20 protein-coding genes are annotated in these 19,175 nt (G+C 67.8%); 4 read left to right on the top strand and 16 right to left on the bottom strand.

Translation table 11 applies throughout. From position 1 onward, the window contains the following. Window positions 1–116: 116 nt before the first annotated feature. From BMZ43_RS21985 to rutA, 12 genes are all read right to left on the bottom strand, one after another. Window positions 117–809 (bottom strand): cysteine hydrolase family protein, encoded by a 693-nt coding sequence (locus BMZ43_RS21985; RefSeq protein WP_218189463.1) that lies wholly within the window; start codon window positions 807–809, stop codon window positions 117–119. Next, the gene (locus BMZ43_RS21980) at window positions 806–1,732 is read right to left on the bottom strand and encodes an ABC transporter permease (protein ID WP_093256509.1); all 927 of its coding nucleotides are present in this window, start codon (window positions 1,730–1,732) and stop codon (window positions 806–808) included. Before BMZ43_RS21980 ends, BMZ43_RS21985 begins: the two co-directional genes overlap by 4 nt. Next, the gene (locus tag BMZ43_RS21975) at window positions 1,729–2,856 is read right to left on the bottom strand and encodes an ABC transporter permease (RefSeq protein ID WP_068384219.1); all 1,128 of its coding nucleotides are present in this window, start codon (window positions 2,854–2,856) and stop codon (window positions 1,729–1,731) included. Before BMZ43_RS21975 ends, BMZ43_RS21980 begins: the two co-directional genes overlap by 4 nt. Then, a complete protein-coding gene (locus BMZ43_RS21970) occupies window positions 2,849–4,363 on the bottom strand; it encodes an ABC transporter ATP-binding protein (protein WP_093256507.1) in 1,515 nt (504 codons plus the stop codon). The genes BMZ43_RS21975 and BMZ43_RS21970 overlap by 8 nt, the downstream gene beginning before the upstream one ends. Before the next feature lie 75 nt (window positions 4,364–4,438). Then, complete coding sequence (locus BMZ43_RS21965) at window positions 4,439–5,530, bottom strand: BMP family ABC transporter substrate-binding protein (RefSeq protein ID WP_093256505.1); 1,092 nt, start codon at window positions 5,528–5,530, stop codon at window positions 4,439–4,441. Between the two features lie 20 nt (window positions 5,531–5,550). Beyond that, complete coding sequence (locus BMZ43_RS21960) at window positions 5,551–5,937, bottom strand: VOC family protein (protein ID WP_064307539.1); 387 nt, start codon at window positions 5,935–5,937, stop codon at window positions 5,551–5,553. Next, the gene (locus tag BMZ43_RS21955) at window positions 5,937–6,956 is read right to left on the bottom strand and encodes an isopenicillin N synthase family dioxygenase (protein WP_093256503.1); all 1,020 of its coding nucleotides are present in this window, start codon (window positions 6,954–6,956) and stop codon (window positions 5,937–5,939) included. The genes BMZ43_RS21960 and BMZ43_RS21955 overlap by 1 nt, the downstream gene beginning before the upstream one ends. 349 nt (window positions 6,957–7,305) lie before the next feature. Further along, on the bottom strand, window positions 7,306–7,830 hold the full coding sequence (locus BMZ43_RS21950; RefSeq protein ID WP_093256501.1) for a flavin reductase: 525 nt from the start codon (window positions 7,828–7,830) through the stop codon (window positions 7,306–7,308). 4 nt (window positions 7,831–7,834) lie between these two features. Further along, entirely contained in the window at window positions 7,835–8,620 is a 786-nt protein-coding gene (rutD, locus tag BMZ43_RS21945; RefSeq protein ID WP_017642622.1) for a pyrimidine utilization protein D, read from the bottom strand. Between the two features lie 85 nt (window positions 8,621–8,705). Next, window positions 8,706–9,089 carry a pyrimidine utilization protein C gene (gene rutC / locus BMZ43_RS21940; protein WP_017642623.1) on the bottom strand — a complete coding sequence of 128 codons (384 nt, stop codon included), beginning with the start codon at window positions 9,087–9,089 and terminating at the stop codon, window positions 8,706–8,708. Between the two features lie 5 nt (window positions 9,090–9,094). Further along, window positions 9,095–9,823: a pyrimidine utilization protein B gene (gene rutB, locus BMZ43_RS21935; protein ID WP_017642624.1), complete on the bottom strand. Its 729-nt coding sequence runs from the start codon at window positions 9,821–9,823 to the stop codon at window positions 9,095–9,097. Then, window positions 9,823–10,911 (bottom strand): pyrimidine utilization protein A, encoded by a 1,089-nt coding sequence (rutA, locus tag BMZ43_RS21930; RefSeq protein ID WP_017642625.1) that lies wholly within the window; start codon window positions 10,909–10,911, stop codon window positions 9,823–9,825. The genes rutB and rutA overlap by 1 nt, the downstream gene beginning before the upstream one ends. A 341-nt stretch (window positions 10,912–11,252) precedes the next feature. On the opposite strand from rutA, the gene rutR reads away from it, so the two are divergent. Beyond that, a complete protein-coding gene (gene rutR, locus BMZ43_RS21925; protein WP_093256499.1) occupies window positions 11,253–11,939 on the top strand; it encodes an HTH-type transcriptional regulator RutR in 687 nt (228 codons plus the stop codon). Here the strand turns inward: rutR and BMZ43_RS21920 are convergent. Beyond that, window positions 11,936–12,841, bottom strand: a complete 906-nt coding sequence (locus tag BMZ43_RS21920) for an alpha/beta fold hydrolase (protein ID WP_017642627.1) — start codon at window positions 12,839–12,841, stop codon at window positions 11,936–11,938. The two genes, rutR and BMZ43_RS21920, sit on opposite strands and share 4 nt — an antisense overlap. A 127-nt stretch (window positions 12,842–12,968) precedes the next feature. Between BMZ43_RS21920 and BMZ43_RS21915 the strand changes: the two genes are divergently transcribed. Next, a complete protein-coding gene (locus BMZ43_RS21915; RefSeq protein WP_093256496.1) occupies window positions 12,969–13,397 on the top strand; it encodes a GNAT family N-acetyltransferase in 429 nt (142 codons plus the stop codon). Window positions 13,398–13,418: 21 nt separating this feature from the next. Further along, entirely contained in the window at window positions 13,419–13,913 is a 495-nt protein-coding gene (locus tag BMZ43_RS21910) for an ankyrin repeat domain-containing protein (protein WP_093256494.1), read from the top strand. 5 nt (window positions 13,914–13,918) lie between these two features. Here BMZ43_RS21910 and eutC read toward each other — a convergent pair whose 3' ends face one another. From eutC to eat, 3 genes are all read right to left on the bottom strand, one after another. Continuing rightward, window positions 13,919–14,734, bottom strand: coding sequence for an ethanolamine ammonia-lyase subunit EutC (eutC, locus tag BMZ43_RS21905; RefSeq protein ID WP_093256491.1), 816 nt, complete (start codon window positions 14,732–14,734; stop codon window positions 13,919–13,921). Between the two features lie 189 nt (window positions 14,735–14,923). After that, window positions 14,924–16,315 (bottom strand): ethanolamine ammonia-lyase subunit EutB, encoded by a 1,392-nt coding sequence (locus BMZ43_RS21900; RefSeq protein WP_093256488.1) that lies wholly within the window; start codon window positions 16,313–16,315, stop codon window positions 14,924–14,926. 23 nt (window positions 16,316–16,338) lie between these two features. Continuing rightward, complete coding sequence (eat, locus tag BMZ43_RS21895) at window positions 16,339–17,703, bottom strand: ethanolamine permease (RefSeq protein WP_093256486.1); 1,365 nt, start codon at window positions 17,701–17,703, stop codon at window positions 16,339–16,341. A 339-nt stretch (window positions 17,704–18,042) separates the two neighbouring features. On the opposite strand from eat, the gene BMZ43_RS21890 reads away from it, so the two are divergent. After that, window positions 18,043–19,086, top strand: a complete 1,044-nt coding sequence (locus BMZ43_RS21890) for an AraC-like transcriptional regulator QhpR (RefSeq protein ID WP_093256484.1) — start codon at window positions 18,043–18,045, stop codon at window positions 19,084–19,086. Window positions 19,087–19,175 lie beyond the last annotated feature (89 nt).

Genomic DNA, 19,175 nt, shown 5'->3' with positions numbered 1-19,175 from the left:
GGGGCTGGCCTTGGGCACCGTTGGGCTTCGCTGCGCTCAGCGCCAACCTACAAGAAACCAATGCCCTTGTAGGTTGGGTTGAGACGGCTCCATCGCCGAAGCCCAACGGACCGCGGTCAGGACCCGCTGCCAGCACCCCAGGCCGCCAGCAGATCCCGGGATTCCATCACCAGCCCCAGGTGCAGGGAGACCATGCTCAGCGCCGCCCGCTCCAGGCCTTCATCGGTTCCTCGCACCAGGTCGCGCAGGACGATCACCCTGTAGGTGCGGTTGCTGGCGTCGAAGGCGGTGTTGAGCACGCAGCAGTCGGTGAAGCCGCCATCCAGCACCACGGTGGTGATGCGCTGGTTGCGCAGCAGGAAGTCCAGGTCGGTGGGATAGAAGGCCGACAGCCGCCGTTTGTTTTCCACCCGCAGGTCTTCGGGCAGGACCTCGGTGAGCAGCTCGGTCCAGGGCGAGCCTTCCAGGGCATGGGCGTCGGCATTGGGAATCGGCCCCACGTGTAGCGGAAAGGTCCGCCGCCAGGCCGCAGGAATACCGCCCAGGTCATCGGCGCCATTGGCGCGCAGCACCGATTTCACATGGACGATGCGCACGCCCAGGGCGCGGGCCTGGCGGTGGAAGGCGTCCACCGGCGCCACCAGGTCACGGGCGCGGGGCGCCGGGCAGGGGCACTTCGGCGAGGCGTCCAGGTGGCCGCGGTGCAGGTCGATGGACAGCACCGCCGTGGTGCTCGGATCCAGATAATCGGCGAAATCCGCCCGCGCCAGCAGCCGGAGTTCTTCATAGACGAAAGCGCGCAGGCTCATCGGCGTTCCTCCCGAACATAGGCTTCGCCCAGGGCGCCGGGCTGGCTCAGGCGGTCACGCCCGGCCAGGGCGACCCAGATCATCACGCCCAGGGTGACGGCATAGGGCGCCATCAGGATGAAGTATTGCGACAGCCGCACACCGGCGGCAGCCAGCTGCGGAATCAGCGCCTCGATGCAGCCGAACAGCAGCGCCCCGGCCAGGGCGCGCCAGGGCCACCAGCGGGCGAAGATCACCAGGGCCACGGCGATCCAACCACGGCCGCCGGTCATCTCGGCGATCCACAGCTTGGTGCTGAGCACGGCGATGTAGCCTCCGGCCAGACCCACCAGCGCCGCACCGGCGAGGATCGCCAGCAACCGGTAGCCGGCCACCGAGAGACCCGCCGCATCGGCCGCCTGGGGGTTCTCACCCACCGCCCGCAGACGCAGCCCGGGGGTGGTGCGTTCGAGCCAGGCGATCACCGCGAAGAAGATCAGCGGGGTCAGGTAGACCAGCAGGTTCTGCTGGAACAGCCGCCCCACCAGCGGCAGCTCCGACAGCGGCCAGAGCGCCAGCGCCGGCAGGCCGGCCACCGGCTGGTTGGTCCAGCCCCAGAGGGTGCCGAGCAGGCCGGTGAGGCCCTGGCAGAAGAACACCAGGGTCAGGCCGGCAATCACCTGGTTGATGCGCAGCCAGATCACCATGACCGCGAACAGCAACGAGACCAGCGCCGCCGCTCCCATGGCCGCCAGCAGCGCCAGGCCGGCATTGCCCAAGGCCAGCTGCGCGCCGATGCCGAACAGCGCGCCGACCAGCATCAGGCCCTCGGCATGCAGGGCCAGCACCCCGGATCGCTCGGTGAGGATCAGACCCAGCGCCGCCAGGGCGTAGGGTATGGCGAAGTCGGGGACGTTACCCAGCCAGCTGGCGACCAGATTCAAGCGGCACCTCCCTGGCTGCGTCTGAGCCGATGGCGGATGAAGAAATCCGAGGACGCCACGCAGATGACGATCAGCGCCTGGATCAGCTGCACCATGGCGAAGGGGATCTGGTAGAACACCTGCAGATTGCGCCCGGCGACGAACAGGGTCGCCACCAGGAAAGCCACCACGGCGGCGGCCAGGGGGTTGTTGCGCGCCAGGAAGGCGATGAGGATCCCGGAGAAGCCATAGCCCTGGTAGAAGGATTGGGTCAGCCGCCCCTCCTGCCCGGCCGCCACCACGAAGCCGGCCAGCCCGGCCAGGGCGCCGGAAGCCAGCACCGTGGCAAGGATGGTGGCGCGCACCGGCACGCCGACGGCGCCGGCCACCCGCGGATTGGCGTCGACGAATTTCAGGTAGAGCCCGGCCCGGCTAAGGGCGACGAACCACCAGGCCAGCACCGCCACCAGCAGCGCCAGGGGCACCGCCAGACTCAGCCCGGGCAACAACTCCGGCAGCCGTTCGAAGGGGCGGAACAGCGGTGAATAGGGAAAGGCGTCGCGCGGGTCCTTCCAGGGACCGAACACCAGGTGCAGCAGGAAGTTGGCAGCGATGTAGTTGAGCATCAGCGAGGCGATGATCTCGTTGACCCCCAGGCGCAGCTTGAGCAACAGGGGCGCCAGCGCCCAGAGCAGGCCGCCGAGCAGCGCCGCCACCAGCATCAGCGGCAGGCGCAGGGCTTCCGGGCCGATCTCGAACAGCGACACTGCCGTGGCGCCGATGGCCCCCCAGATCATCTGGCCTTCCAGCCCCAGATTCCAGAAGCGCGCGCGAAAGGCCAGGCAGCCGGCCAGACCGACCAGGATCACCGGCGCGGCCTGGAACAGGGTGGCCTGCAGACTCTGGGCATCGAACAGGGTGGCGACCACGAATTCGTTGAGCAACTCGCCGGCCGGCACCCCGGCCAGCACCAGGATGGCGGCCGACAGCCCCAGGCCGACCAGCAACGCCAGGCCGAGGATCAGCGCCTGCCAGGGCCAGGCCAGCTGCTGGCGGATCTCCAGGGTGTAGCGCCGGCTGAACAGCGGTTGCCGTGGTCGCGGGCCATCGACCTGGGAAAGCGGAGCACTCAGGGGTTCAAGCATGATTCACCATGGCATGGCCGATCGCCTGGCGATCGGCGGGTCGCTGGAATTCGGCGACGAGGCGTCCGGCGCTCATCACTCCGATGCGATCGGCGAGGGCCAGCACCTCGTCCAGGTCTTCGCTGATCAACAACACCGCGGCGCCGGCCTCGCGGGCGGCCAGCAGCCGTGCCTGTACCTCGGAGCCGGCGCGCACGTCGAGGCCACGACTGGGGCTGTGGGCCAGCACCAGCCGCGGTTCGCGGCCGAATTCCCGGGCGATCACCAGCTTCTGGGCATTACCGCCGGAGAGCAGCGCCGCCTTCTGCCGCACCGAGCGCACGCCCTGGACATCGAATTGCGTGACCGCCGCCTGGGTCGCCTCTTCCTGGGCGCGGCGATCCAGGCGGGCGAAGCCACCGAAGCGACCGGCATGCACCGCGCCGATGGCGAAGTTGTCGGCCACCGACAGGGAGCCGGCCAGGGCGCTGCCATAGCGGTCGGCGGGAATGGCGGCGATGCGCAGGTCGCGGCGGCGGGCGCCGGCAGCCGCGGCCAGATCACCGAAGCCCTCCAGCCGCACCTCGCCTTCGTAGGGCTGCGGCAAGCCCATCAGCACGTCGGCCAGCTCGCCCTGGCCGTTGCCGCCAACCCCGGCGATGCCATAGATCTCCCCAGCGCGCAGCTCCAGGTCGATGCCATCCAGGGCGCGGCGCCCGCCACGTTCCGGGGTGCGCAGGCCGCGCACCGTCAGCAGCGGTGCCCCGGCAGCACGTCGCGGGGTGTCGGCGAGCGGCTGGGCGTCACCCACGGTGAGGCGTACCAGTTCGTCCACCGACACCTCGGCGGGGTCCAGGCTGCGCAGGGTGCGGCCGCCGCGCATCACCGTGAGGCGGTCGGCGTAGGTCAGGGCGTCCTGCATGCGATGGGTCACCAGCACCACCGCTGCGCCCTCCGCTGACAGGGCGCGCAGGGTCTGCAACAGCCGCTCGCCTTCGCCATCGGTAAGTACTGCGGTGGGTTCGTCGAGGATGAGGATGCGCGCCCCGGCCAGCAGCACCTTGAGGATTTCCACCCGCTGCTGCTCGGCGATGGACAGTTCCGCCACCCGCTGCTCCGGGCGGATGGCGAAGCCCAGGGCGGCCGCCTGCTGGCGGATACGCTCGCTGATCTCGGCCAGGCGCCGGCGATGACTACCCTGCCCCGCCGGCAGGCCGAGCAGGACGTTCTCGGCCACGCTGAAGGGGCGTACCAGCTTGAAGTGCTGGTGGACCATGCCGATGTGCAAGCGAGCGGCGTCCGCCGGACCGCGCAGCCGCACCGGGTTGTCGTCCACCAGCAGTTCGCCGGTCTCCGGCGCATAGAGGCCGGCGGCGATGTTCATCAGCGTCGACTTGCCCGCGCCATTCTCGCCGAGCAGCGCATGCACCTCGCCCCAGCGCACCAGGAAATCCGCCTGCTGCAGCGCCTGGAAGCCATCGAAGGTCTTGCCGACGCCGCGCAGTTGCAGGGCGTTGTGTCTTTTCATGCGGGTCGCCCTCTTCCAGGCATCGCTTTCGTGGAAAACGCTGCGCGGTTTTCCACCCTACCCAGGGGTGAACCGCTACTTCTGCGTCGTCACGCCCTGGACGAACCAGTCCATCTGCCACAGCGCCGGGTCGGACAGCACCTGGCCGGCGGGGACGCGCTCCTTGCCGTCGCGATCATTCAGGGGACCGGCGTAGATCTGCTTGCCCTTGAGCAGGGCTTCGCGCTCGGCGAGGATCTTCTCCTGGGCCGCCTTGGGCACGGCATCGCCGAAGCCGGCGATGTCGGTGCCGCCGTCGGCCATGGACACCAGGGCACCGTTGGGCGCGGGTTTCCAATGGCCGGCGATGACGCGCTTGAGCTCGGGCACCAGGAAGCGATCCCAGACCCACACCGAGGAACAGAGGGTGGCCTTGGGCGCGAACTGGCGCATGTCACGGTGGTGGCCGGTGCCATAAACGCCACGCTCCTGGGCGACGATCTGCGGCGTGGGGGTGTCCACGTGCTGGCCGATGACGTCGGCGCCCTGGTCGATCAGCGCAGCGGCGGCGGCGCGTTCCTTGACCGGATCGTTCCAGCTGCCGGTGTAGATCACCGTGAGGGTGGCGTTGGGATTCATCTGCCGGGCGCCCAGCTCGTAGGCGTTGATGGTCCAGTTCACCACGCCGAAGGGATTGGCGGCGACGAAGCCCAGCTTGCCGGTCTTGGAGGCAGCGCCCGCCGCCATGCCGCAGAGGTACTGGCTCTCGTAGGTACGGCCGTAGAAGGACTCCAGGTTGCGGCCGTTAGTGGTGCCGGAGGCGTTGAGGAAGGCCACCTCGGGATACTGCTCGGCCAGTTGCTTGAAGGTGTCGGAATAGCCGAAGGCGGTGCCGATGACGATGTTGGCGCCGCGCTTGATGAAGCGCTCGGCCGCCGGGCGGATGGCCGAGGCGGTCTCCGGCACGTTCTCCACGAACTGGATCTTCAAACCCAGTTCCTTCTCGATCTTGACCCGCGCCTCGTCCATGGCCTGGGTCCAGCCGCCGTCGTTCTTGGCGGTGAAATACAGCATGGCGATCTTCGGCTCGCCCTTGAGGGTGAAGCCCTCGTCATCGGCCTGCGCCACGCTGCCCAGCCCTATCAGCGCCAGTACGCACACCACTCTTCCCAGCCATCTGCTCAGCATCGTCTCGTCCTTAGCCTTGTCTACAACATGTGGTTGATACGGAACACGTTGCCTTCCGGGTCCAGCAGCACCGCCTGGTACCAGTGGTAGTAGGTTTCGTAAGGCGCCTTCAGCAGGCGGGCGCCAGCGGCCTCGGCCACCGGCACCAGCCGGTCCACCTCGGCGCGGCTGTCCACCTCCAGGTTGAGCAGGAAGCGGCAGCCCTCACTGCCAGCGAATTCGCCGAGCCCCAGCAGCTCATAGGCCTCCGGCGCGTTGAAGCCGATGGCGGTCTTGCCGGTGTCCAGGCCGCGAAAGATCGGCGAGCGGATCGCCTCGATCTCGGGAAAAGCGAACACCCGCTGGTAGAAGCCGCTCAGGGCCACCACGTCCTGGGCGAAGACGTTGACGTAGGAAAGACTCGGCATCAGGCCACCCGCACGCCGGTCTGGGTCCCGCCGAAGGTGGTCTGCTTGACGAACTTGGATCTCAGGTGGTCGCCCGAGGTGATGGGCGCATGGCGCGGCGGCGTGCCGGGCGTGGCGCAACCGGGCAGGCATTCGATGAGGGTGTCGTAGTTGGGCTGGTGGAAGAACACCAGGGACTGTCGGCGGGTATCGCAACCGGCATCCGCCGGTGGATTCACCACCCGGTGCAGGGTCGAGACCCAGCGGTCGTTGGTCCATTGCATCATCAGGTCGCCGATGTTGACCACGAAGCTGCCCGGCACCTTGGGCACGTCCACCCACTCGCCGTCGGCATTGCGCACCTGCAGGCCGCCAGGGGCGTCGTCGGGACGGACGATGGTCAGGCTGCCGTAGTCGGTATGGGCCCCCGCGCGCAACTGGCCAGGCAGCGCCGCCGCCTGCTGGTGGGGATAGCAGAGGGTGCGGAACATACTGATGTGGTGATCGATGCGGCTGTCGAAGTAGGTCTCCGGCAAGTCCAGCCCCAGTGCGAAGAGGCGCATCAGGGTGCGCGCCAGGTCGCTCATGGCGGCGAAGTACTCGGCATAGGCCTCGCGAAAGCCGGGGATGGTCGTGGGCCAGACATTGGGGGCGAAGTGCGGCCCGGCGTCGGGGCCGCGGTAATAGGCCGTGGCCGGAACATCCAGAGGGCCAATGGAAAAGGACTCCTTGAGATCCCCCGGCGCCGCCTCTTCCAGGCTGTAGGACAGGCTTTCCTCGGCCACCGCGCTGTAGCCGCGCACCTGATCCGGGCGCGGTCGATCAGCCTTGCGTTTCTCCACCAGCGGCAGGTCGAAGAAGGCTCGCGACAGGCGCGAGACACGCTCGACCAGTTCTTCGGGCACCTGATGGTGAGTGATGACCAGAAAGCCGATATCACGGCAGGCCTGGTCGACGGCCTTGGCCACCGCCTGCTTGCCGGCGGCAGAACCTTCGAAGTAGGGAGCCAGATCGATGATGGGAACACTGGACAGCGGCATGACGGACCTCACGAGTGGGACGAAAGGAGACAGCGCGACGCACGTTCACCGGGCAGGACGGCAGCAGGGAAATTGCAACCGCTGTGCCAGCTTTGGACCATTTGGTAAAAATTACAAAAGCCAGTTAAAACAGCAGGTTGAGGGCGATACTCAGGATCCGCTGGCGGTACGCTGCACCTCGAACGGTCAGTGTGCACCGGGGTGGCGCCTGGGCCGCGCTTGGCGCTGGCAGGCAAGACTCGGGGGCTGGACCGGCTTGGCGGTGTTGGACTTCGCTGCGCTCAGCCCAACCTACGGCGGTCGTAGGTTGGGCTGAGACGGCTCCCTCTTCGAAGCCCAACAGCCCCCACTAACCCAGCTCGTGATAACGGCGATCGAAATACAGTAGGCCACCCTGACCACCCGGCTCGGCCACTCCCAGCACCTCGCAGAGCAGCAGGTCGTGGCTGCCCACCGCCTGCATTCCGGCGATGCGGCAATCGCAGGCCACCAGGGCGCCGTCCAGCACCGGCGCACCAGTGGCGAGGCGCGTCCAGTTCGCCGCGGCGAAGCGTTCGGCCATGGCGGTCTTGCCGCCGAAGAGGTTGGCCAGCGTCTGCTGGCCGGCGGCCAGGACGTTGACGCAGAGCACGCCGTTGGCGCTGAAGGCCGGATGCACCGAGGCGCCGCGGTTGAGACAGACCAGCAAGGTCGCCGGGCTGTCGCTGACGCTGCACACGGCGGTAGCGGTAAAGCCGGCCAGGCCGGCCGGACCGTCGGTGGTGACGAGGTTGACCGCGGCGCCCAGGCGCGCCATGGCCCCCCGGAAGAGGTCGCGGTCGACAAGAGTGGCGGGCGTAGTGGCGGATAGGGGCACGGCATGGGCAACGGACATGGCGTTACGCCTCCAGGGCTTGGCTGAGATAGTCGAGTACCACCCGGTCGAAGGTGGCGGGGTCGGTGACACTGGAAGCGTGGCCGCCCCACTCCAGCAACTGGAGGGTGGCCTGGGGCAAGCCTGCGGCCAGGCGCTGGGACGAGGTCCAGGGCACCAGCACGTCGTCGCGGTTGGCCAGCACCAGGGTCGGTACCTGGATACGTCCCAGCTCGGCGTCCACATCGAAGGCCAGCAGCGCGCCGATGCGCCGCAGGACATTGGCCTCACCGGGGAAGTGCGCCAGGGCATGGGCTTCGTCGGCGGCCAGGCGCTCGCCCTGTTCGGCGATCCAGGTGGCCGGATAGAGAAAGATCGCCTGGGCCTGGACATAGGCCGCGGCGCCGCTGTCGCGCAGCAGCCGTTGACGCAGGGCGAAGCAGCGCGCGGTGTGCGGATTAGGTCGGCTCCAGGCGTTGACCAGCACCTGGCGACGGATCAGGCCCGGCCGTAGCAGCTCGGCCTGCAGGCCCACCAGACCGCCCAGGGCATGGCCCATGAACAGACAGTGGTCGAGTTCCAGGCGATCGGCCAGCGCCAGCAGGTCCTCGGCCATATGCTGGATGCAATAGTCGGCGGGCAACTCGGCCGGGCTCCTGCCGGTGCCGGTCTGGTCGTAGACCACCACCCGGAATCTTTCGCCCAGAGTCGCCAGCTGTGGCGCCCAGAAGGCCCCGGCGCCGCCCAGCCCGGAGCTGAGCAGCAGGGTCTCGGCCGCCGGGTCCTGGCGGCCATGGAGTTCGAAGTGCATGGGCGGTCCTTGGTGGTTCAGTGGTTGGGGCTTCCCTCACCCCAGCCCTCTCCCAGAGGGAGAGGGGGTAGGTACGGAGCGGGAGCTAGCCGACATGGGCGATGCTGGCGATCTCGATCAGGGCGTCAGGCTTCACCAGGCCGCACTGGATGCAGTAGCGCGCCGGCTTCTCGCCAGGAAAGAATTCGGCGTACACCGCGTTGATGGCGGCGTAGTTCGCCCAGTCGGTGAGCATGATCATGTTGAAGGTGACGTCGGCCATGCTGCCGCCAGCCGCCTCCACCACGCCCTGGATGGTGGTGAGCACGTGGCGTGCCTGGGCGGCGGCGTCGCCGACATGGACCACGTTGTTCTGGGCATCGAACGGCAGGGTGCCGGAGACATAGAGCACGCCATCGGCCAGGCTGCCGGGCACGAAGGGGGCGATGGGGGTACCGGTACCGGCTGGGATCACGGCTTGCTTGGGCATGGTGCTCAGTCCTTGGCGAAGGTGGTGTGGAAGTCGGCGCAGCTGGCGACCCAGCCGAAGAAGGTCTCGATGTTGAACAGCGCGGCGTCGTGGGCCGAACGGGGTCCGGCCTGGTGGCAGGCGTCGTGCAGGCAGACGCCGAAGTATTCGAGGAAGAAGCCGTCCCGGAGGGTCGACTCCACGCAGACGTTGGTGGCGACGCCGACAAACACCAGGTTGCGGATGCCACGGGCGCGCAGCAGGCTGTCCAGGTGGGTGTTGTAAAAGCCGCTGTAGCGGGTCTTGGGCACCACCAGATCGGCGGCCGCCGGCTGCAGCTGATCCACCAGGGCATAGTCCCAGCCGCCCTTGGCCAGCAACTGCCCTTGCAATTCGGGTCGCTTGCGCATGGTCTTCAGGGCATTGGACTTGTGCCAGTTGGGCGAACCCGGTCCGCCCGCCTCGCGATACTCCGGATCCCAGCCATTCTGGAACCAGACCACCTGGATACCGGCGCCGCGGGCGGTCTCCACCACGGCGGCGACATTCTCGATCACCGGGCCGGTAGCGGAGACGTCGAAGCCGGCCAGGTCCAGGTAGCCGCCCTTGCTGGCATAGGCGTTCTGCATGTCCACCACGATCAGCGCCGTCTCGCTGGCCTTGAGCCGCAGCGGTTCGGGCCGCGCCGGCAGCGTCACGGCTTCGGCGTCGCTCGCAGGCAGGGCATAGCCCGCCAGGGTTTCCACAGCGTTCATCAGGCACTCTCCTTGAGCAGCTCGACGTGACGGCGGCTCTGCATCAGCGGCTGGATGCGCTCGCCGAAGTCGGTCACGCCCTGGACGAAGTCATCGAAGGTCAGCAGCACCCCGCTGGCCCCGGGCACCTCGGCGATCTCGTCCAGCATCCGCGCCACGCTGGCGAAGGAACCCACCAGGGTGCCCATGTTGATGTTGACCGCCGAGGTCGGATCGGCCATCTGCCGCACATTGGTGTCGCTGCCGGACTTGGTGTCGGCGGCGGCCTGGGCGCCCAGCCAGGCGATGGCCTCCTCGTCGGCCCCGGCCTTGTAGTGCTCCCACTTGGCGCGGGCCGCCTCGTCGGTCTCGGCGGCGATGATCATGAACAGGGCGATGGAGGAGACCTCGCGCCCGGTCTTGGCAGTGGCCGCCTGCAGCCGCTCCACCGCCGGGGCGAAGGCCTTGGGCGTGTTGACGCCCTTGCCGAAGACGAAGCTGTAGTCGGCATGCTCGGCGGCGAAGGCCAGGCCGGCATCGCTCGCCCCGGCGCAGACGATCTCCATGGGCGCCTGGGGCTGCGGACTGACCCGGCAGTCCTCCATGCGGAAGTGCGCGCCCTGGAAGTCCGACTGGCCGGTGCCCCAGAGATCGCGCAGCACCTGGGCGTATTCACCGAGGTATTGATAGCGACTGGCAAAGAACTCATCCCCCGGCCAGAGCCCCATCTGGCTGTATTCGGGCTTCTGCCAGCCGGTGACCAGGTTGACGCCGAAGCGGCCGCCGGAGATGCAGTCGATGGTGGCGGCCATGCGCGCGACGATGGCCGGCGGCAGGGTCAGGGTCGCGGCGGTGGCGAACAGCTTGATGCGCGAGGTCACTGCCGCCAGGCCCGCCATCAGGGTGAAGGATTCCAGGTTGTGGTCCCAGAATTCGGTCTTACCGCCGAAGCCGCGCAACTTGATCATCGACAGGGCGAAGTCGAAGCCGTAGTGCTCGGCGCGCTGCACGATCTCGCGATTCAGCTCGAAGGTGGGCCGGTACTGGGGCGCGTTTTCCGATAGCAGCCAGCCGTTGTTGCCGATGGGAATGAAGACACCGATGTTCATCGCTCGCACTCTCCCGCAGTCAGGAATCGAAGCGCATCCAGATGCGCCGTTGCTGCAGGATCGGAGCAGAAAGCTTGCCAAGTCTTGAAAGTTCAAGCCAATCAAACACTTGGGGTCTGTTCGAGAATAAAGCTGGACCATTTGGTCTAGATTAGAGCACCTAGTTTGTGCAAGGCGCCCGAATCCGGGCATGAAGGCCGGCGCGCCATGCTAGAGTTCGGAGACTGACGCGCTACCTTTCGGGGTCCGCCGATGATTCGTCACCAGGAAGGTGCGAAGCTCAACGACCGCGCCTGCAGCCGGCCCGCGTCAGATGTCCAAGAAGGCCCAAGGAGCAGTTCGTGAGTCAGGCCAGTGATCTTCCGCCACGCAAGTCCCGCCAACCCAGCCCTGCCGCCCAGCAACGCCGGCAGCGCAAGATAGAAGCCAAACGCGCCCAGATCCTCAGCGCGGCGCTCGATATCTTTTCCCGCTTCGGCCTGCACGGCGCCAGTCTGGACCAGGTGGCGCTGCAGGCGGACGTCTCCAAGACCAACCTGCTCTACTATTTCAGCAACAAGGAAGAACTCTATGTCGCCGTGCTGCGTCAGCTGCTGGCGACCTGGCTGAATCCCCTGCGCACCTTCAGCGAAGACCAGGAACCCCTCGACGCCCTGCGCGACTATCTGCGCCAGAAGCTGGAGATGTCCCGCGACTATCCCGCCGAGTCCCGGCTGTTCTGCCTGGAGATGGTCCAGGGCGCACCGCTGCTGCTGCCCGAATTGCAGGGCAGCCTGCACGACCTGATGGATGAGAAGACCCGGGTGATCCGCACCTGGATCGCCGCCGGCAAGCTGGCGCCGGTGGATCCGCACCACCTGATCTTCAGCATCTGGGCCATCACCCAGCACTATGCGGACTTCCGGGTGCAGGTGCAGACCCTGTGCGGCCGCTCGCTGAAGGATCCGCTGTTCTTCGACGAGGTCCTGCAGGGCCTGGAGACGCTGATCATCGACGGACTCAGGCCCCGCGCCGGCGACCCGGCCTAGGCCGCCAGGAAGAAGTCGGCGAACAACTCGCTGAGCCTCGGCCAGAGCGGTGCCGGCAGGTCATGGGCCATGTCCGGTATCAGCTCGAAGCGGGCGCCGGGAATGGCCCGCGCCACGGCGCGACCACAGGCCGGACGCAGCAAGGGATCCCGCGCGCCGTGCACCACCAGGGTCGGCGCCTGGATGCGGCGGGCGAAGACGCGCAGATCGCCGCTGCCGAGCAGGGCGAACAACTGCCGCTGCACCCCCTCCACATCCACCCCGCGCGCCAGGATGCGCTGCACCAGCCGTTCCAGATCGGCCTCGCTCTGGCGATACCTCGGACTCTCGATGCCGCGCAGCAGGGCCTTCTGCCGGGCGAGCGCCGCCTCCGCCGGCAGATCGGCCGGGGGTCGCAGCAGCAGGCTGCCAAGCAGCTTGAACGAGGGTGGCGGCAACAGCGGCTGATTGGTCGACGAGAACAGGATGCCCAGCCGCGCCACCCGCTGTGGCCAGTTGGCGGCGAGGATCTGGGCGATCATGCCGCCCATGGAGCCGCCCAGTACGAAGGCGCGTTCCAGCCCCAGGTGATCGAGCAGCCCGACCGCATCGGCGGCCATGGCTTCCAGGCGATAGGGCACGGCGCTGGGCTTGCCCAGTTGCGCCCGCCCCAGCACCGGCCACAGTGAAGGCGGCCGTCCACCCGGCCAGCTCAGCCGCGAGGACTGGCCGACGTCGCGATTGTCGAAACGGATCACCCGCAGGCCCCGGCGTACCAGGGCCTCGCAGAAGCCTTCCGGCCAGAGCAGCAACTGGGCGCCAAAGCCCATGATCAGCAGCAGCGCCGGATCAGCGGGATCGCCCCAGTCCTCATAGGCCAGCTCGAGGGCGCCGACCCGGGCGCGACCTTCACGTATGTCCATGGCTCCCTCGCGAGACGGCTAAAGGGCCATGCTACCCCAAGGCCGCCCCGGCGAAAGCGGCAGAACCGGGCGGTCACGCAGCACTGCTGCGCTATGCTCGGACAGACCTCTTCCCGAGACCTTCGCCATGTCCGCAGCACCCCTGGTTTACCACCTGACCGACGAAGCACGCGAAGACCTGCGCCAGGCCATCGCCGCGCCGCTGAGGCGCTACAACGACAGCCAGGCGGGCCCGAGCGGTTACCGGGCCCTGGTCATCAGCCTGACCCGCGGCGGCGAAGCCCTCGGCGGCCTCTGGGGCTATACCAGCTATGGCTGGCTCTATGTGCAGTTGCTGGCGGTGGAGGAAGCCGCCCGCGGCCAGGGCGCCGGCCGCGAGTTGCTGCGGCGCGCCGAGGCCGAAGCCCTGGCCCGCGGCTGCCACGGCGCCTGGCTCGACACCCACGAATTCCAGGCCCGCGGCTTCTACGAACGCCTGGGCTACGAGGTGTTCGGCAAGCTGGCGGACTATCCGCCGGGCTTTGCGCGGTACTTCCTGCGCAAGGCGCTGGGTTGATCGGCCAGCTAGCGAGGGACCATGCACACTTTCCTATTTCAGACGCTGGGTCTGGTAGCGCTGCTGGCGCTGGCCGACAGCAGTCAGGCCGACCCTGGCATCAAGGTGATCGATGAACGCGGCTGCCTGCTAGGCCTCACCACGGGCGGGAAAATTCGGACTCAACCAACGCTGGGCTTTGTCGGCGCCAACTACGATGAGCCAGGAATGAGCCGGAAAGTGCTCTTGCAGATGGCGCAGACTGCCCTGGCTGCCGGCTGCCCGGCCGATGAACCGGTCGACGCTGGCGGCCTGACACCACTCAACGCCGCCATCCTGTTCAATCGGCCGGATCTGGTCGCACTGCTGTTGCGCTACGGTGCCGATCCGGAGCGACGTATCGAGCGTCCTGGCCGGGCCTCGGACGGCTGGAATTCCTATCTGCTTCAGGCTTTCCTGAAGCAGAAGCGGCCCCTTGATCGTAGCGCCATCGACCGCCTGCTGGAGGAGCATCGCCAGCGCGCCACTCGCCCCTGACATCGCTAGAGCGCGGTCAGGAAATTTCCCACCCGGGCGTTCTCTTCCCCGTCCTCCAGCAGGGGCACCTCGGCCTCATCCTTGAGCTGCACGCCGGAGAGCTTGCGACGATCCGCTTCGCGCATCAGGTAGAGCAGCTTGTGCGCCGCCAGGCCGTAGGCGAGGCCTTCCAAGCGCACATTGGAGATGCAGTTGCGATAGGCATCGTTGAGGCCCGGGCGCGGCCCGTAGGTGAAATATAGGCCGAGGCTGTCGGGTGAGCTGAGACCGGGGCGCTCGCCGATCAGCATCACCAGCAGCCGCGCCTTGAGCAGCCCGCCGATCTCGTCGCCCACCGCCACCCGCCCCTGCTCCACCAGCGTCACCGGTGCCCAGCGCCAACCGTCGGCCTTGGCCTGATCGGCCAGCCGCTCCAGGAACGGCAGGGCATGGCGATGCACCGCCAGCGCCGAGAGGCCGTCGGCGATGACCATGGCGACGTCGAAGCCGTCCGGATGCTCGGCGGCATAGGCCTGGAGTTCGCGAGCGGACTCCGCGGACAGCCTGCGCCCCAGATCCGGCCGCTGCAGATAGGTGTGGCGATCCGGCGCGGCGCTCCTGAGCACCAGGGTCTCGCGGCTCTGGGCGGTCAGGCCTTCATGCAGCGCCTGGTGGTCGAAGGCCAGGTGTACCGCATCGCGGGCCTGGGCATGGGCAGCCTGGAAGTCCAGCTGGGCAGCGGTGGGCAGGCTGGTGCCGGCGCGACCGAGGGCGATCCGCGCCGGGGTCAGGCGACGCAATTCGGCCCAGGGATCGGGACGGGCGGTGTCGGCATCCTTCATGGCAACCTCCTTGGTAGGTTGGGTTGAGACGGCTCCATCGTCGAAGCCCAACGGGCACGGGATGGACAGGGCACTCGGGCCTTTCGTAGGTTGGGTTGAGACAGTTCCACCGTCGAAGCCCAACAGGTACGAATCGGGCCTGGCAAGGTTGGGCTTCGCTGCGCTCAGCCCAACCTACGAAAAAACCCTTCACATCTGCGCCAACGCGCGCTGGAACGGCGCGGGCAGGCCGTCGCCGAGACGGAAGCGGCCGTCTTCCAGGCGCAGGATGCCCAGGCGGTCGAGCCAGGCGGCGAATTCCGGCGCCGGTTGCAGGCCCAGCACCTGGCGGGCGTAGAGGGCGTCGTGGAAGGAGGTAGTCTGGTAGTTGAGCATCACGTCGTCCGACCCCGGGATGCCCATGATGAAGTTGATGCCCGCCGCGCCCAGCAGGGTCAGCAGCATGTCCATGTCGTCCTGGTCGGCCTCGGCATGGTTGGTGTAGCAGATGTCGCAGCCCATGGGCACGCCGAGCAGCTTGCCGCAGAAATGGTCTTCGAGACCCGCGCGGATGATCTGCTTGCCGTTGTAGAGGTACTCGGGGCCGATGAAGCCGACCACGGTGTTCACCAGCAGCGGCTTGAATTGACGGGCCACGGCGTAGGCACGCACCTCGCAGGTCTGCTGATCGACGCCATGGTGGGCGCCGGCCGACAGCGCACTACCCTGCCCCGTTTCGAAATACATGAGGTTGTCGCCCAGGGTGCCGCGGCGCTGCGACAGTCCGGCTTCATAGCCCTCCTGCAGCAGCGCCAGGCTGATGCCGAAGCTTTCGTTGGCGCCCTGGGTACCGGCGATGGACTGGAACACCAGGTCCACCGGCGCACCGCGCTCGATGGCGGCGATGCTGGTGGTGACGTGGGTCAGCACGCAGGCCTGGGTCGGGATCTCGTAGCGCTGGATCACCGCATCAAGCATCTTCAGCAGCTCGCAGATGCCGCCCGTGCTGTCGGTGGCCGGGTTGATGCCGATCACCGCATCGCCGTTGCCATAGAGCAGGCCGTCGAGAACGCTGGCGGCGATGCCGGCCGGATCGTCGGTGGGATGATTGGGCTGCAGCCGGGTCGACAGTCGTCCACGCAGGCCGATGGTATTGCGAAAGCGGGTCACCACCCGAACCTTCTGCGCCACCAGGATCAGGTCCTGGATGCGCATGATCTTGGACACCGCGGCGACCATCTCCGGGGTCAGCCCCGGGGCCAGGGCGGCGAGACTGGTCTCGTCGGCCGCCGCACCCAGCAGCCAGTCGCGGAAGCCGCCCACGGTGAGGTGGGCGACCGGGGCGAAGGCCTGGGCATCGTGGGTATCCAGGATCAGCCGGGTGACCTCGTCGGCCTCGTAGGGGATCACCGCCTCGCTGAGAAAGTGCTTGAGCGGCAGCTCGGCCAGCGCCATCTGCGCCGCCACCCGCTCCACGTCGCTGCCGGCGGCGACCCCGGCCAGGACGTCCCCGGAACGCGCCGGGGTGGCCTTGGCCAGCAGGTCCTTGAGATCGGCGAAACGCCAGGTCTGGCCGCCCACGCTGTGCTGGAAACCGCTCATGCTACCTCCTCGGGTTGCGCTGCTCAGGCCTCGCCGAAGGCGGCGTCGGGTGCAATGTCGCCCTGTCTACGGCTGAGACCGCAGACCAGCGCGCCTATCACCATCAGCACCACGAAGACGCTGGCGATCACCGGGTTGTACCAGACCATGGCGATCAGGCAGACCACCGCCAGCACCAGGGCGATGGCTGGCACCACCGGATAGCCAGGGGCGCGGAAGGTGCGCTCCAGGTTCGGCTCGCTGCGGCGCAGCTTGAACAGGCTGAGCATGCTCATGATGTACATGACGATGGCGCCGAACACGCTCATGGTGATCATGGCGGCGGTCAGGGTCATGCCCTGCAGGCTGATCACCCCGTCGCTGAAAATGGCGGCGATGCCCACCACGCCGCCGGCCAGCACCGCCCGGTGCGGCGTCTGGAAGCGCGACAGCTTGGCCAGGCCGTGGGGCAAAAAGCCGGCGCGGGCCAGGGCGAAGAATTGCCGGGAATAGCCGAGGATGATGCCGTGGAAGCTGGCCACCAGCCCGAACAGGCCGATGCCCACCAGCAAGTGCAGCCACACGGAGCCCTCGCCCACCACCCCCTTCATGGCCTGGGGCAGCGGATCGTTGATATTGGACAGCGCCCGCCAGTCGCCTACCCCGCCAGCGAAGATCATCACGCCGATGGCCAGAGTCACCAGGGTGAGGATGCCGGCGATGTAGGCCTTGGGAATGGTGCGCTTGGGGTCCTTGGCTTCCTCGGCGGCCATGGCCGCGCCCTCGATGGCGAGAAAGAACCAGATGGCGAAGGGGATGGCGGCGAACATGCCGCCCACCGCCGCCAGCGAGAACTGGTCCTGCCCGGCCCAGCCACCGCGGGTGAAGTTGGCCAGACTGAAATCCGGCGCCACCACCCCCATGAAGATCAGCAACTCGATCACTGCCAGCACCGTCACCACCAGTTCGAAGGTGGCGGCGATGCTCACCCCGAGGATGTTCAGCGTCATGAAGATGAAATAGGCCGCCACCGCGCACAGCTTGGGATCGAGGGCGGGAAACTGCACATTGAGGTAGGCGCCGATGGCCATGGCGATGGCCGGCGGGGCGAAGACGAATTCGATCAGGGTGGCGATCCCGGCGATGGTACCGCCCCGGGGGCCGAAGGCGCGGCGGCTGTAGGCGAAGGGGCTGCCGGCATGGGGAATGGCGGTGGTCAGCTCGGTGAAGCTGAAGATGAAGCAGGTGTACATCACCGCCACCACCAGCGCGGTAACCAGAAAGCCCAGGGTCCCGGCGACGCCCCAGCCATAGCTCCAGCCGAAGTACTCCCCGGAGATCACCAGACCCACGGCGATACCCCAGAGGTGCAGGGTGCCGAGGGTCGGCTTGAGTTTCTCGTTGGTCATGACAGGCCACTCCCCTTGTAGCGACGTGATCCGAATGGGCGACCGCGATCCCGCGATGCCCGGCTTTTTCGAGCTTAAACAGGCCGGGGCCGTGCCGACTTGACCGCTCGGCACGGCCGCTGTGACCTTGGGTCAAGTCGGCGTTACTCCTCTTCCCAGGCTGCTACCCAAGGCCGCACCACCCTGGTGCGATGTCCGACTCCTCGCCCTGCGATGGGGCACATCAAGGGGCCGAATAGCGTGAAGCCCTCGACGTTATGGTCCCTGCTCTGGATCGACTGCCACCCTGGGGCACAGCCTTTGCTTCATTCATGCCGATCCCCTCCCTGGACCCACCCCATGCCCCTGGCCGCCTCTGGCTTCGCCGCCCTGACCTCAATGTCGCGCAACCTCGGCGTGCTCTCTGCCGCCGCCAGCGGGCTGGACACCGTCATCACCAGCCACGGCGGCGATGTCGATCGCATCTTCGGCACCGCCGGCATCGATCCGGAACAGTTGCAGCATCCCACCCTGAGCCTGGGGCTGGGCAACTACTGCCGGGTCCTGGAAGAAGCCGCCGCCCAGTCCGGCTGCGACAATTTCGGGCTGCACTACGGGCAGCAATTCAAGCCGCAGATGCTCGGCCTGCTGGGCTACGTGGGGCTTTGCTCGCCCACCGCCGAGGCCGCGCTACAGAACTTCGCCGCCGCCTTTCCCTTCCACCAGCACAGCACCCTGATCCAGCTGGTGGACGCCGGTGACTGCTGGCGCTTCGACTACCAGGTGCGCCACGGCGCCATCGTCGCCCGCCGCCAGGACGCCGAGCTGACCCTGGGCATGCTGCTCAACCTCTTGCGCCATGTGCTCGGCCCGACCTGGGCGCCGCGGGCGGTGCAGTTCGAACACCCCCGGCCCGAGGGCTGGCACGAGCATCGCCGGCTGTTCGACGCCCCGGTCAGTTTCGGCCAGCCATGCAACGCCATGCTGGTGCCCAAGGCCGACCTGCGCGACCGCGCCATGCCCGACCATGATCCGCTGCTCCTGCTGGTGGTACAGGATGCCATCCGCCAACTCGGCCAGCGCCTGCCGCAGCTGGAACTGCTCGAAGAGGTCCGCGCCTCGGTACGCCTGGCCCTACCCCTGGGCGAACCCAGCCTGGAGTCCATCGCCCAGCGCCTGGACCTGTCCACCAGCCAGCTGCAGCGCCGCCTGCGCGACCAGGGCGCGAGCTTCTCGGCGCTGGTCGAGGGTGTCCGCCGCGACCTGGCCCAGCACTACCTGCGGCAGCGGCTGCCGGTCACCGACCTGGCGCCGCTGCTGGGCTATTCGGAGACGAGCGCCTTTTCACGGGCGTTTCGGCGGTGGTTTCAGGTGAGTCCGCGGCAGTGGCGGGGGATTTCGTAGGGAAGGGTCGGCGCGCCGAAGACCGGCTGACGTAGATTGGTGCTGAGCGGAGCGAGGCCCAAAGCACCTGTGCTCATCGGTACCCAGCC

Origin of the sequence: Pseudomonas sp. Snoq117.2 (assembly GCF_900110545.1) — a bacterium.
GTDB lineage: Bacteria > Pseudomonadota > Gammaproteobacteria > Pseudomonadales > Pseudomonadaceae > Chryseomonas > Chryseomonas benzopyrenica.
Note: the sequence above shows the minus strand (reverse complement) of the source record. Positions and strands in the feature narration are given on the sequence as shown.